Origin of the sequence: Paraglaciecola polaris LMG 21857, from assembly GCF_000315055.1 — a bacterium.
Lineage (GTDB): Bacteria > Pseudomonadota > Gammaproteobacteria > Enterobacterales > Alteromonadaceae > Paraglaciecola > Paraglaciecola polaris.
This window is the reverse complement of sequence record NZ_BAER01000023.1, coordinates 20594-34074: the sequence shown is the minus strand read 5'-3', so window position 1 is coordinate 34074 and position 13481 is coordinate 20594. Positions and strand designations below refer to the sequence as shown.

Annotated in this window: 13 protein-coding genes; 5 read left to right on the top strand and 8 right to left on the bottom strand. The window is 37.1% G+C overall.

Annotation, left to right across the window (positions count from 1 at the left end; translation table 11 throughout):
• Window positions 1-15: 15 nt before the first annotated feature.
• From GPLA_RS03945 to GPLA_RS03935, 3 genes are all read right to left on the bottom strand, one after another.
• A complete protein-coding gene (locus tag GPLA_RS03945) occupies window positions 16-747 on the bottom strand; it encodes an OmpA/MotB family protein (protein ID WP_007103533.1) in 732 nt (243 codons plus the stop codon).
• Between the two features lie 3 nt (window positions 748-750).
• Window positions 751-2829: an anti-phage ZorAB system protein ZorA gene (gene zorA / locus GPLA_RS03940; RefSeq protein ID WP_007103532.1), complete on the bottom strand. Its 2079-nt coding sequence runs from the start codon at window positions 2827-2829 to the stop codon at window positions 751-753.
• A gap of 256 nt (window positions 2830-3085) precedes the next feature.
• On the bottom strand, window positions 3086-3952 hold the full coding sequence (locus GPLA_RS03935; protein WP_007103531.1) for a WYL domain-containing protein: 867 nt from the start codon (window positions 3950-3952) through the stop codon (window positions 3086-3088).
• Between the two features lie 170 nt (window positions 3953-4122).
• On the opposite strand from GPLA_RS03935, the gene GPLA_RS03930 reads away from it, so the two are divergent.
• Window positions 4123-4449: a hypothetical protein gene (locus GPLA_RS03930; RefSeq protein WP_007103530.1), complete on the top strand. Its 327-nt coding sequence runs from the start codon at window positions 4123-4125 to the stop codon at window positions 4447-4449.
• Window positions 4442-4657 (top strand): hypothetical protein, encoded by a 216-nt coding sequence (locus tag GPLA_RS03925; RefSeq protein ID WP_007103529.1) that lies wholly within the window; start codon window positions 4442-4444, stop codon window positions 4655-4657. The genes GPLA_RS03930 and GPLA_RS03925 overlap by 8 nt, the downstream gene beginning before the upstream one ends.
• 130 nt (window positions 4658-4787) lie before the next feature.
• Here the strand turns inward: GPLA_RS03925 and GPLA_RS03920 are convergent, their stop codons facing one another.
• The 4 genes from GPLA_RS03920 to GPLA_RS03905 form a co-directional block, all read right to left on the bottom strand.
• A complete protein-coding gene (locus GPLA_RS03920; RefSeq protein ID WP_007103528.1) occupies window positions 4788-5531 on the bottom strand; it encodes a hypothetical protein in 744 nt (247 codons plus the stop codon).
• 10 nt (window positions 5532-5541) lie between these two features.
• A complete protein-coding gene (locus tag GPLA_RS03915) occupies window positions 5542-5793 on the bottom strand; it encodes a hypothetical protein (RefSeq protein WP_040513874.1) in 252 nt (83 codons plus the stop codon).
• A 377-nt stretch (window positions 5794-6170) separates the two neighbouring features.
• Entirely contained in the window at window positions 6171-7796 is a 1626-nt protein-coding gene (locus GPLA_RS03910) for a Tn7-like element transposition protein TnsE (RefSeq protein ID WP_040513873.1), read from the bottom strand.
• Window positions 7772-9325 carry a TnsD family Tn7-like transposition protein gene (locus GPLA_RS03905; RefSeq protein WP_007103526.1) on the bottom strand — a complete coding sequence of 518 codons (1554 nt, stop codon included), beginning with the start codon at window positions 9323-9325 and terminating at the stop codon, window positions 7772-7774. Before GPLA_RS03905 ends, GPLA_RS03910 begins: the two co-directional genes overlap by 25 nt.
• 75 nt (window positions 9326-9400) lie before the next feature.
• Between GPLA_RS03905 and GPLA_RS03900 the strand changes: the two genes are divergently transcribed.
• The 3 genes from GPLA_RS03900 to GPLA_RS03890 all read left to right on the top strand — a co-directional run bounded on the left by GPLA_RS03900 (window position 9401) and on the right by GPLA_RS03890 (window position 12294).
• A complete protein-coding gene (locus GPLA_RS03900) occupies window positions 9401-9634 on the top strand; it encodes a helix-turn-helix domain-containing protein (RefSeq protein WP_007103525.1) in 234 nt (77 codons plus the stop codon).
• An 84-nt stretch (window positions 9635-9718) separates the two neighbouring features.
• Window positions 9719-11284 (top strand): ATP-dependent nuclease, encoded by a 1566-nt coding sequence (locus tag GPLA_RS03895; RefSeq protein WP_007103524.1) that lies wholly within the window; start codon window positions 9719-9721, stop codon window positions 11282-11284.
• Window positions 11269-12294: a DEAD/DEAH box helicase family protein gene (locus GPLA_RS03890; RefSeq protein WP_007103523.1), complete on the top strand. Its 1026-nt coding sequence runs from the start codon at window positions 11269-11271 to the stop codon at window positions 12292-12294. Before GPLA_RS03895 ends, GPLA_RS03890 begins: the two co-directional genes overlap by 16 nt.
• Window positions 12295-12599: 305 nt before the next feature.
• Here GPLA_RS03890 and GPLA_RS03885 read toward each other — a convergent pair whose 3' ends face one another.
• The gene (locus tag GPLA_RS03885; RefSeq protein ID WP_007103522.1) at window positions 12600-13463 is read right to left on the bottom strand and encodes a hypothetical protein; all 864 of its coding nucleotides are present in this window, start codon (window positions 13461-13463) and stop codon (window positions 12600-12602) included.
• Between the last annotated feature and the right edge of the window lie 18 nt (window positions 13464-13481).

Genomic DNA, 13481 nt, shown 5'->3' with positions numbered 1-13481 from the left:
CAGCTCAAGTAATTTTTAAACATCTTTAGCTTTTTCGTAGTCTTCTATCTTGGGTTTTTTCACCGTGAAGCGGATATCAATTCGGCGATTTTTAGCTCTTTGCTCTTCTGTTTCTTCAGTTAAATCAACTCGTCTTGTATCGGCATAACCACTAACAGAAAAAAGTAACTGATCATTGAAGTTTTTAAGCTCAATTAATTTGGGTTCAACCGGGATCTCTGTTTGCCAGAGCTTCCAAATAGAAACAGCTCGGTCTGCTGAAAGGCCCCAGTTTCCTTTACCTCTATACCAGATCCCCACACTGTCTGTATGACCTTCTACAAATACTGTATCAAGGTACTTCCATCGTTCATTGGTTGTTATAGCTTTATGAAGAGCCATACCTATTGCACGCACTTCAAGCTGAGTAGTCTCATCTTGTGGCAAGGTATCTTTTGCGGATTCAAATGAAAGTGTACCCTCTGGTATCCGCAGTACGGTATCATTTTCCACAATCTCGACGTGAATATTCTGTTTAGCTAATTCTTCCTTAATATCAAATAGGATACTGCTACGAGCTTCTTCGGCTTTCTTAAATTCGGCAATACTAGCGTCAATGTTCTGAGACTTTTGAGTTAACTCAATAATCAGTGCTACAGCGGCAAGTATAAAAATTACCAACAACCCTGACATTAAGTCTGAGAACGACATCCAGTAGGGATTTTCTTCATCTACTTTTGCACTGCCACGTGAAAGGAACCTATCCATTTGTTACCCCAACTTTACTTGCATTTCATCCACTACACTAGAAAGTGCTTTAATGGCGCTATTCATTTGAACATTATAATCAGTCACTGATTGCGACCAAACCCCAAGATGCTTAGCCGTCTGGCCGTTAGCTTGCTGCGAATACTCGTTAAGCATATTCGTCATTTTTTGTCCAAGGTCATCAACTTCATCTTTTAATTCACCGATAAATTCTTTTTGTGTAATTTTTAGACCATTAAACGTTGTCGCTGCGCTTTCAATTAGCTCACTAAGTTGCGTGGTAAGGTCACCAAAACGGGACACATCATCCAACAAGTTATCACGCAAGTTTTCCATTTTTTGGGCAGAAAGTTGATTTTGTTGTGCTAAATCAGCTGTACTCTCTACCGCTGATTTAATAGCCCCAGATAGTTTGTTTCCAGCCTCATTAACATGCGAGCTAAGTATCTTCATACTGTCTGCGGATACTTTTAACTCTGTTGACGATTCTTTCATTGCCTGAGAAGCCTGAGCGCTTGCTTCTACTGAGGAATTAATGCTGTTTTGTAGTGTTTGCCCTTGATTTATAAGTTGTTGAACGGAACTAACTTGGTCAGCTACTGACTTTTCAACAGACCTCAATATTTCATTTGATAAGGTTGAAATAGCTTCAGTTTGTTTTTCAATCCTATCATTTCGGGATGTTTCTAAATCAACGCTTCGCTTCTCTCGCTCATCAAAGGATTCTGTTAATCCCTGAAGCTGAGCTGTCACGAAATTAGTGAGTGTTTCGCCTTGTTTGCGCGAATTGTCTACTAACTCATCGACTTGAGATTTGATAGTAATAACAAGTTCTGCATCACGCTTGGCTGATGCCTCTTCGCGTTTTTGTAAATCCGATGACATATCACCAATTTGATTTTCTACAAATAAAGTTAGTTTTTGGTGAATGGACTCAGACTGGGTAGACAAACTGCTAACCTGATTTGAAATATCTGCAATCAAGGCTTTTTCTCTATCACCAGATTCGGCCTGTGATTTTTGTAGCTGCTCAACAAAGCCTGTCATGGTGGTTTGCATGGCTTCTACTGACTGATTAACTTTGGCAGATACATCGTCAAGTGCTGCACGTTGCTGATTTCCTGCCTGACCAAAGCCATCCATAAAGCTTTCTAGTAGCCCTTCCAGTGCTTTTTGATTACCTTCAGAGGTCTCATCTACAAGCTTGTTAATGGCAGGAGCCATGATTTCAGAAAGGCTAGTTTCGAGACTGGATTGAATACCTTGAGTGGCTGTAATCATAGCTTCTTGCATCTTCTCACCAATTTGCTCCGCTAACCCTTGCAGTACTTCCCTCGACTCTGAGCTATTGTCCGAGATAATTTGCAGTTGTTCTTCTGGCCGAATACGTGGAAATAACCAGTCGACTTTATTTTCAATTTTTCTTATTTTACTGCGAGTTTTCTGCTCTAACCATTTTTCACCGAAGTTGAAAAACACACTTAAAGCAACGCCCCAAACTGAGGTTAAAAATGCAACCTTTGCACCTTCAACAACTCCGGCGACACCATTTTGCATATCTTTAACGTCCACTCCTGCACCGAGTTCAAGCTTCCCTAAACCTAACTGAAGCCCTACAAAAGTTCCTATTACACCAAGAGCTGTGAGAAACCCCGGAACGGCTGCAACCAGTCTATTTTCAGTTACACCACTTGCCAATGTGAAAGAATTAAAGAAATGGCCAGCATCAAGAGTATTTCTAAGTTCTACGGTTTCGCCTCGTTGAACTTCGACTAATGTTTCGTCAAACTCCATCCATAAAAAACCTATATCTTTATCTCGTGTTTTTGCTTCTTTAAGAAGATCTATACGTTTATTTGCTACATTTTCACGTTCAAGGTTTTTCAATAATTTGAAAAGCCAATTCAGACGGCTTCGTGTGCGAAAATATTTGATTAAAAAAACGATTGTTGCGAAGAGAGTAATGGCCCATAAGCTAATAACAAACAAGCTACTTAATTCTAGCCCTGTTTCTGGAGGGAAGTTCAGTTGCGTTAGGTCTGGGAGTAACCATGAAAGTTCGATTTGCTTTTCACTTGCCATTATTTAGTCCTTTTAGTAGTGAAATACATCCAAAGCCATATACTTAACTAACATTTAAATATGTTATTTATTCTTATATCAAGTCTTATTTATCAATGACTTGTATTGTTAGTACTGAGTCTTACATGTCACTTTATATTTTTCATTGTTAATTAAAATTTAATATTTTTTACCGACTTTTAAACTTTAAGATTGATGTTATTGCTCAAAATCCGGTTCTGCATTCTAATTACTGCTAACCTTTAATTTTCCATATTTATTCCTTGTGCCCCGGCGCAATTGCAAGATTCTCAATATCCCGAAGCGTAAAACGATTCTGTAGCCAAAGCTGGTATTCCGCTCCGATTAATGTGCCGCGTTCAGTACAGTCTACATTCCAACGCCTAAGCAGATAGCCTGTCATAGAAGCTCGCACTTCGATTAGTAGTTGGCTGTTTTCCATTCCGTAGTCCATTTCAATTGCGGTTGGGTAATCCACGTTTTTAGGATGCGGCACCAACTGTAGCGGAATTAAACGCTGCCATTCTTTGTCAACTTCCACCAGCTCATGTGCTTCTGGGGTATTTTTAATTGAAACTTTACTAATGCGAGTTAATACAAAATCTCTGAAGCTTTGGCTCTTGCGGTCAAAGGCTCGTATGTGCCAGCGTAAGCCATTGTCTACAATTGAATGAGGCACTAACTCTCTTGCCCCTGAACCACTTGAAAGAGACGTGTAGATAACGTTTACCGCTTTGTTATTGAGAATGGCTTGCACTAACCGCGCTACGATGAAAATGTCAGGTACATTTAGGCTAGAAGGAGACTCTACCGGGAAATGGACATCACCAATCGCATCAAACCCATCTGAAATGTCATTGGCAAGTTTGACCAAGGTACGCTTCGCATCATGTTCAAAAAGAGGAAGAAACTGTTCTGTTTGAAAATACCGTTTTTCACGCGAATCGTAAGAAAGATTTTTGGGAGCAAACTCTTTATATATGTTGAAATCACGAGACGCAGCCGAAAGGCCAACCTCAAAACGGTTAATTAAATCCTGACGATAAATTGAGCCTTTAAACAATAGGCAAAAATCTATGTAAGCGAGGCGTTGTTTTTGGGCAAAACCAAGTTCTTCAAACATCATTCGTACAAATAAAATACAAGTTAAGCCCAGTGTGGTTTATTTTAATGCGGTTGTAAAGTGGTTATATTATCTTACATTTTGAATGATTTTGAGTTTAACCTCTAGGCATGACGACAAATTAATACTGCGCTATACTTTTTCATACTGCTAATCATTGAAGTCTTCAAATGCCATATTGTAAATCTGCGTTGCAGATCAAAGCTACGTCATCAGTTCAAGAGGTACTTTCAGCATTTGCACGCGAGCAATGTAATGCTAATCAAGCTCACCCGATAAATGATCGTCATTTCAACATCGACGGTGGCTTAAACGATCTTCGTGCGATACGACAAGATAATGAGAGTGTTTATGGTTTCTTTTGCCGCTATAAGCGTGATTTAAACAGGACAGAAGCCAAACTCCAAGCATTTGCTGAAAACCATGATGTTGAGTGTCAATTGCTTGATGTAGAGGACATTAGGAAACAAAGATATAGTGAGCTTAATTATGATTGATGACATAGATATATTGACACTCAGTGAAGAAATCGAACGTGATAGTCAATCAGGCGCATTGCGTAAAAAGTTGCTAAAAAAAGGCGAAACACTTTATGGTGTAGCCCCTGATTTTCCCGACTATATTGAGCGAGAAACACTTGACGGTGTGTCTCTGGGTCACTGGGAGAATGGTGCTTTTGTAGCTGAAATATGCTTAATTGAATAATACGAACTCAATCAAACATATGGTGTATACAGAGCTTTATCAAACCTGACAGACTACTTCGTGCCTATTTAGCGGTTCATCGTGAACTAACAGCCGAACGATCACTTTTGTTGTTTAGCGGACGGTAATGTTAGTTGCCATCCTGCTGACTTGACTTGTTAGGAGGTGGCAATTCAAGGCCAATAATTTCTGACAATCCAAGTTGATCTTTATTTGAATCAATAGCTCTAATAAAAGATGCTATCCTGATACCAAACCAATTTGTAAAGACCTTTTTTACAATTAGATGCTCATCTTCAACTTTATATATTAGTTGAACATCACCTATATATTTGCTTTCTAGCGTTTTAACAATGTGTGAACTGAGGTAGCTGACGAACTCTGACTGTAGCCCTGTTTGTTTCTCTTTGTTTTGCAGCTCAATCATGACTTCATCTATAGATAAATAACTCTTCCTGTAGACGGTATCAAAAGTAGTTAAGTATGTAGTGAATAGCTCGCTAAAGTGAGAGGTTCTTTTCTCTTGGAATAACTCGTCTTCATCAATTGTTCTTAGCAGTGCTTGAAGATATGCACTCTCAACCCTTTCGTTAGAATATTTTAGGGCCCAAGAGCTATTGAATTGATAAAGCTGAATGGCCCTATCTCGAATTCTTGATAAATCACTAGTTTCCGTTTTACCTTTTGCTACGAGAAGGTTTTTGTTGGTCGTGATTCTAACTACAAAATAGTAATAAGATATTGCAAATCCAAGGATAGCAATAACGACGGTCAGGTTTTTATTGGCCTCAAAACTTATAAGAAGTGAGCCTAATAACGTAGCGGCTAACCATGAAAGCGATGTAACTTTGATTCTATTTATAAATGTATCCACAGCTTACCCCCTAATGGCTTTCTTTATGCAGCTTTATTACATCGAAAAGGAAGAGAATTCCAAATGCTGCGAATGCAAGAATAGCCCCTAAAGAATGAATATTCGCAATCCACTCTCCAGCCCAACCATCTATTTCTAAAACCTTTGTTAATAATTTAAATAACCACAAAAATACCCATAGGAGAGCAGATATAATTACATCTGTAACCATTTTTATGAGGTACGGCCTAAGCGAAGTCCATATCTCTTGCACTAATTCCATTTATAGCCTCCTAACAATTTAATATCGATCCAATGGGTCGTTTTTAACCATAGTGCCATGATTGTAAAGTTTCCGAAAGTGACATTAGGCCATGGCTCCAAAGAATTGGAGCTAATTACGTTTAGGACAAAAAAGCGCGATTGGGTCATTTTCCTGAATATATGAGAAACTTATAATTTATGTAAATACAAACAGGCGTCTTATCCTAATTAATCAACAAAAAAGATAGTCGGCTATCGCACTGAAAGCAGAGTTTTGTTTCTAGTCTAGGTGACGCCTGCCTCTCGCCCATAGTAGTCTATAGGAGTTTAAACCTATCGATTAAAAATGAGATACTAAATGAGAGCGAATAGATAACTTACTTAAATTGCATTACTTCACAATTTTTGAATTTTCTCTTTGGTTTTTTCAACCCACCTATCAATCGCGTCATCATCTACTTTTCTTACCCAATAATATGGAGGGTGGTTAGCATTTTGTGTACTAATATTATTTTTCTTAAAGGAGTTCCTTGGCCAACGTAACGATTTGATAACTAATTCGTCAAGAATAGTTTCAGCTTTAGCCCTTGCGTCATCCAGATGGGTGAATTTAAAAATTAACGTTGAAAGACTTTTTTTGCTGCCTGAGGTTGGAAAATCACTCTGGTCGACATCAATTAGGGTAATTGTTTCAAAATTTTCAGATGGGCTAGTCAGGTGAGCTACTGCGGCTTTTCTTGTACCAGTACCGTCTTTCTTCATATGTGATTTGAAGCCCTTAATTTTTCGTAATTTTTGTATTCTAAGTTCAGCTAATGTCAAATCTGACTCTTCGCATAGTTTTTTTAACATCGACCTAAAATTATCAAATATATTTTTATCATCCCCATCATCTTCTGTAGTTGCAACAAAAATTGCGGCACTTGCAGAACCTAATAGTGTCGGAAGATCTGTATTTATCAGTTCTGAGCCACTCACCTCTGCTTCGCCGGTTTCATTTATGATTCGAACTTTCCCCTTCGATGATTTAGTTCTAGCTGAACGATTTGGTGAAAGGGAAAACGTGCCAATTCCATGAGAAGAAATAATTTTAGTTTGCGAAAAACTACTAGCCCCTTGTTCATCGTCAATGATGAACTCACCCGCAACCTCTAGTTTTTCTTCATTTAACGTTGATTGAGAAACAGCTAATTTTGCCCATTTCTGACTAATAAATTCAATGTCTAAAGGAAGTGTGTGCGGAATACCTGTAATGCCCTTAATCTCGTTAGCGACATATAGATTTTGGCCTTGATAAGTTGAAATATGCTCTGACAGCATCATTTCCATTTTTGCCCCTTTTAAACTAGGCAAATTAAAACCAAAATTCCACCAAGTAACTTCACACCCACCTACCTTTGAAGTTTTTTGTTTCAATCGAAAGTTTTCATGAACTGAGAGAAATGAATTCAAGGCAGACGAGTCACAAAGAGTATAGGCGAGTTGTGTTGCGTTAAAACATTTTTCAAATTGCCCTTTAGACAATTGCGCTGAATCCATTACTTCAATCATCAAGTTACTTTGAGATACGTTTGATCTCCTAAAATCAACATTTAACGCTACTGGTGACTGTGCATAACCAAACATTTTATTATTTTGAAAAAACAAACTTCTAGCAAGTTCAAGTTGAGGTATAGCTAACCACATGTCCTTTTTCTGCAACAGAAAATATTTTTCACTTCTATTTACCCCATTGATTGGATTAAGAGCAAGTTCCTTTCCACTTTTGACAGCTTTAACATTACTCCAATTAGTTCTTGTTAGTGCCGTTTTACCTTTGGCATCACTAATGTCTGGTACATTATAAAAACGACCAACACAGAGATCAGGTATAAGGGATGCTAGAACAGATTTTTTCTTTGATTTACTGAATCTAACTTGGATATACCATTCACTATTACCAAAAAACCTGAAAATTCCACCGATGTAGAGCAATTGATCATTTTCTTCAACGCCCTTTATTTTATATGCTCTATCAACCAATTATGACACCAAACACCTACTTTAATGACTGTAGATGATATGTCTCTTTGAGTATTGATTCTAGCACTTCGATAAAGTTGCCAAGGTTCAACGCGACTTTTTTTACTAACTAGTTTAAGGGTAACTTGGGTAAGTCGTCTGCATTGATACTCCTCTACCGTTTCATTATAGCTATCAAGAAAAGCCGCACACTTAGGCAATCGGTATAGATTGTGTTCAATACTTGCTGAATTAGATAATTGTAAGAGAAACCATCTTTTTGAGCGTCTTGGGGAGTAGATATCATCTACACTATTTAAAATAGTAAATAGCTGCTTTACTGTTGAAATATCTCTTTTACACCAATTTACTCGGCAGTTTTTATTCTCTCTGACGATTCTGTTTTGAGCATTTATTTCAAGTAACCAAGTCTTATCATTGCGATAAAGTTTGGTGTAAAGGTTGTAACTTTCAGTATTTAGATATCTAGCCTTTTTTGGCCCGTACTGCTTTACCAGAGTAAACCATGACTGTTTTAGGTCACGAATTTCAGAGGTATTTATTGGTAGATTAACCACTTGAGGCAAGCTTTGACTCGCGTTTTTAAGCTTGCTTACGGCCAACAGAGCACCCCACCATTTCTCAATATCACCATTAAAAAAAGGTAATCCAGCAATAATATGATATGGATATTGATGTTGTTTACGATGCTTCCGAAAAATATATGCGATTCTTGTATCAAAATCCTGATCTCCGAATCCTCGATCAACTAGCCACTGTCGTTTCCAAAATTGTCTGACAAATGATGCAACAGCTAACTGATCAATCGAACTTCTTTTATTGAAATTATGTTCATACGCAATAGACCGATAGAAATCAGTTAATTTGTCGAATGAGATATTAAGCTTATGACTAGATGAAATGATTTTTGTAGCGGCCTTTGATATGAGCTGCTCTTGCCGTTCAGCCTTGTTTGTTTCAACATTATATTGATCAAAGACTACATCTACTAACGGAATAAATGCGTGTCTAGAAAAATCATGGATTAACATATTTGTAGATTGGAATGTCAATCCATGAATAGGACAGCATGTAGTAAATATTCCAAACCAACGTCTGTCCCAAAATGGTTCGCCGTGCATGGCTAACTGGTCTTTCACGCACTCTGAACAATATCTCATATAAGAAAAAGTTTTCAACATACACGCAGCTAACCCAGCAGCAGTGGTATAGGTATTATTTACAGAGCTGAGCATTTCATTCTTAATTTTGTTTCTTATATTTTCAGGACTTAGGCCTGTATATAACGGATATAAAGTGTGATTTTCAATAATATCTAACCCGGAACACTTCATTTTCGGTCGAATATTAGCAATGGCAGCCTCAAGACCATTGGGTATTTCAGGTGAAGCGAAAATCGTACGCTTATCAAATACATCAAATAGCAATTGCTTATCGGTCAACACCCCACACCGCACTTTATATCTAGCTAATCCGCTATAGAAAAGTTCGTGTTCATATAGTTTTGGAAAAAAAGGTAATGTTGTCACAATTCCCCAATTTCGGGACAAATGATTTTGTCATCATAATGGGGACATGAGTTTTTGTCACGTTTTTGGGGACAAATGTTTAAATCAACAAATCATCAAGACTATTTAAAGCTGATTGCATGGCTAAAAAGATCGCGTCTTGAGAAGGGCCTCACGGTCAGGCAGTTGGGTGAGTTACTCGACGAACCATTCCAGTTTGTGAGTAAAATCGAAAATGGGCAGCGAAACTTGTCAGTTCATGAATACGTGCAGTATTGTGAGGCGTTGGGAATTGAAGTTGAGGGTGGACTTAAAATTCTAAGAAAATAATAATTAAATCGAAACTGTAATATTTGGTTCGCTAAATAAACACAATTACAAACTTACGTAATGAACAACCAAGGAATGGAATGTATGCCGCACATCATAAAAGTAAAACTTAAAAATTTTAAAAAATTCAAGGTGTATGAACTTAATTTTGTCCCTGATAGAAATATTCTGATTGGAGATAATGAGGCTGGGAAAAGCTCAATATTAACAGCTATAGAGCTTGTACTAAGTGGAAGTAAGGCGAAAGTAGAAAGTTTTGGAATTGAGGCATTATTGAATGCCGATGTTGTCACTGAATTTCTAGCTGGCGATAAAAAAATTGAAAATCTTCCTCATCTACACATTGAACTATTTCTAAATGATACTGGTAACCATGACTTGAATGGTAGATGTAACAGTGAAAATAACCTTGCCGATGGACTTCAATTAATCTGTGAGCCAAACGAAGATCTGAGTAAAGAAATAGGTCAAATACTGGAAACCGAAGGTAATAACTTTCCATTTGAGTTTTACATCGCTAAGTTTATTTCATTTAGTGGTGAGGCATACACTGGATATCGAAAGTTTTTGCGCTATTTATCCTTAGATAGCACTCAAATTAATAGTGAATATGCGAACAGTCAATATATAAAAGCAATGTATGAAGCTACTGTAGAACAACCTCTGCGCTACAGTTTAAAGAATCAATATAGACAGCAAAAAACTACATTTAAGGACAATAACCTCAAATTAATTAATGATGAATTGGATGATTATGATTTCACAATTCGTTCTGATTCTAAGTACAACTTAGAAAGCGATCTGACTCTTACAGAAGATGGCATCCCTATTGAATACCGAGGTAAAGGTAAGCAGTGTTTTATTAAAACCGCATTTGCACTTAGGGATCGAGCTGAAGACAAAACACTTGATGTATTACTCTTGGAAGAACCAGAAAATCACCTTAGTCATACAAGTATGTCGAAACTAATAAATCAGGTGGAAAATGCTCACAACAACCAAATAATAATTGCCACTCATAGCAGTTTAATTTGTTCGAGGTTGGATTTGAGAAAGTCTATTTTACTAAATAGTTCAGCCAATGTACCGGCTACACTTTCTGATTTGACTGATGGAACTGCAAAATTTTTTGTCAAAGCCCCTAACCACAACATTCTGGAACTCGTTCTCTCTGAGAAAGTCATCTTAGTTGAGGGTGATGCCGAGTATATTCTTATGGAGTGTTTATACAAACTAGTCACGGGACATTTACCAGTAGAGGATGGCGTACACATAATATCAGTTGGAGGCACTAGCTTTAAGCGGTATATGGAAGTTTCAAAGCTCCTTAATATTAGAACCGCTGTGATTCGTGACAATGACAAAGACTACCAAAAACACTGCATCGAAAACTACGCAGACCATCTTGCAGATTGTATATCTGTATTTGCAGATGAAAATAACATGAGATACACCTTTGAAGTGTGTATGTATTTAGACAACAAAGTAGTCTGTGACGGTTTATTTTCAGGAGGAAGGACTCGGTTGCCTCCTCAAGATTATATGTTAAATAACAAAACAACATCAGCATTCAAGTTACTTGATGAAAAAGCCGACGAAATAAATGTTCCCCCTTATATTAGAGGTGCTATTGAATGGATAAACGAGTAGCACTTGCGGTAGCAGGATCAGGCAAAACACAGCATATCATTGATAAACTTGATTTAGACAGTCGGGCATTGATAGTAACCTACACTGTAAACAACGCAGCTAACCTTCGAAAAAGAATTTTAAAGAAGTTTGGTTTTGTTCCAGAAGGCATTCGCGTTTATACCTATTTTTCTTTCCTTATTTCATTTTGCTTGCGCCCAATAGCTGGCAATGAAATAAAAATCAAAGGAGTTTGTTATGATATCCCTCCCAAATATGCCACGCGAAATTCCCCCCAACATTATCTAACCAAAAACGATCGCATCTATCACAGTAGAATTTCAAAACTGATTATTGACTGCGACGGCATCTCTGATGTATCAAACAGAATAGAAAAATATTTTGATTTATTTTGTGTAGACGAAGTCCAAGACTTTGCTGCCAACGATTTTAACCTTCTGTGTGAATTGGCTAAGACAAGAATTGAAATATTACTGGTAGGTGACTTTTTTCAACATACTTTTGATACAAGTAGAGATGGAAATACTAGAAAGAATCTCCACTCTGACTATAAAAGCTACTTGGGTTGTATTGAAAAAGCAGGATACAAGCTTGATTTAACCACGCTTTCTCATAGCTTTAGATGCAGTCCAACAATTTGTAAATTTGTAACCGATGAAATCGGTATTCCAATACAATCACACCGTGATGATGAAGTAACCATAGAAATTTTAGAAGGTGCGCGTATCAAAGAAGTATTTTTTGACGACGCTGTAATTAAACTTTTTTTTAAGGAAAGTAACAAATACGTTGGTTGGACTGATAACTGGGGCAACACAAAAGGTCTAGATGACTTTAAAGATGTCTGTGTTGTTCTGAATGCTACAACATTAAAAGCCTTCGAGAATAAAGCCTTAAAAGGTCTCGCTCCTTCTACGGCAAATAAATTATACGTAGCGTGTACTAGAGCAAAACGAAATTTATATTTCGTATCACAGAAAGAGCTAGTGAAATATCAAAACAAAATCTAGAGTAAAATTAAAGCTGAAATGAAGAAGATTAACGCGCCAACATCATCGCTATGTGTCTCCAGATGAATATGAAATCATGTATTCACAGGGCAAGCTAAGTGTCTACAAAACTGAGGGAAGATCAACCTTTACTCGAAAAGAGTAATCTACAGATAAGATTATTATCTCTTAACTGGGGTAGGCGAATCCTTTAAACCAAGTCAGTTATTTAAAATACCCTATTTCTAATGAAAGAGGTGAGAACCAAATATATACCAAGTGATCTACTACTTTATGGTAAAAGGCAGATCACTTTTTGTTAATAATTAACTAAATTGAATACGTATCCCCGAGTCAACATTGTTTGATGAGGGAGGTTGAAGCTTCCCGCCGTCCTCAAGAAGTTTATCTACCAATTTTAACACTAAATGCTTCATTCTTTGATTCACTTCAGTGTTGTCTACTAAATCAAATAATGGGCAGTCGTTCACCGAGCAAAACAGAAAAAATGGCTCATAACCAAGGTTTTTAAATTGCTCACTTATCTGTCGCGCAAATAACAGCATGAATTCTGCGAAATATTCTATTGGGATAGATTTTGTATCATCATCATCTTCATAAATGAGTGAATACAATTCAACAATTTTTATGAAAACGTTCTGGTTTTCTATTGTGAAATAGGCATAAATTTTTTGCTGAAAAAATGATGATTCTAGCCATAAATTTACTGGCCTCATTCTTAACCTATGTAGAACATTCGCCGCACCATTGTCCACATGGCCAATAATTAACGCTAGCTGTTCTGTAGTGTCATTTTCTAGATAAAAATTTTCTTGAAGTGAACGAATCTGATTGTCTTCTATCCTTTTTAGATTTTTATTTATTATGTGTTCTAACAGACAATTTGGAGGGCAAGTCGCTGTATCAAAATATAGTTTCAAATTTTGAGAATGGAGATCAAATAGCTCCCACATAAATTTGTAATCGGCGTCAGGAAGTGAAAATAGTGGGAGTAACCCAGTGCGTGGAATATATGTTTTACCTGCACTTTTTATTAAACGATTCCATGATTTTTGGTTATAAATTTTAGCAACGAGATCTTGTGACTGGCATAGGTTCAGTTGTGAGTTTTCAGTTAAATAATGGGCGTGATCAAATAGATCGTTTAATGGCGGGTAATTAGTCCTCATTGCAATTTTCTCCTACAG

What these genes read in the sequence shown, in the direction of transcription:
- GPLA_RS03890 (WP_007103523.1), top strand. Translation starts at nt 11,269, where the DNA reads ATGGATAAACGAGTAGCACTTGCGGTAGCAGGATCAGGCAAAACACAG.
- GPLA_RS03935 (WP_007103531.1), bottom strand. Translation starts at nt 3,952, where the DNA reads ATGTTTGAAGAACTTGGTTTTGCCCAAAAACAACGCCTCGCTTACATA.
- GPLA_RS03900 (WP_007103525.1), top strand. Translation starts at nt 9,401, where the DNA reads ATGTTTAAATCAACAAATCATCAAGACTATTTAAAGCTGATTGCATGG.
- GPLA_RS03925 (WP_007103529.1), top strand. Translation starts at nt 4,442, where the DNA reads ATGATTGATGACATAGATATATTGACACTCAGTGAAGAAATCGAACGT.
- zorA (WP_007103532.1), bottom strand. Translation starts at nt 2,829, where the DNA reads ATGGCAAGTGAAAAGCAAATCGAACTTTCATGGTTACTCCCAGACCTA.
- GPLA_RS03915 (WP_040513874.1), bottom strand. Translation starts at nt 5,793, where the DNA reads ATGGAATTAGTGCAAGAGATATGGACTTCGCTTAGGCCGTACCTCATA.
- GPLA_RS03945 (WP_007103533.1), bottom strand. Translation starts at nt 747, where the DNA reads ATGGATAGGTTCCTTTCACGTGGCAGTGCAAAAGTAGATGAAGAAAAT.
- GPLA_RS03895 (WP_007103524.1), top strand. Translation starts at nt 9,719, where the DNA reads ATGCCGCACATCATAAAAGTAAAACTTAAAAATTTTAAAAAATTCAAG.
- GPLA_RS03930 (WP_007103530.1), top strand. Translation starts at nt 4,123, where the DNA reads ATGCCATATTGTAAATCTGCGTTGCAGATCAAAGCTACGTCATCAGTT.
- GPLA_RS03885 (WP_007103522.1), bottom strand. Translation starts at nt 13,463, where the DNA reads ATGAGGACTAATTACCCGCCATTAAACGATCTATTTGATCACGCCCAT.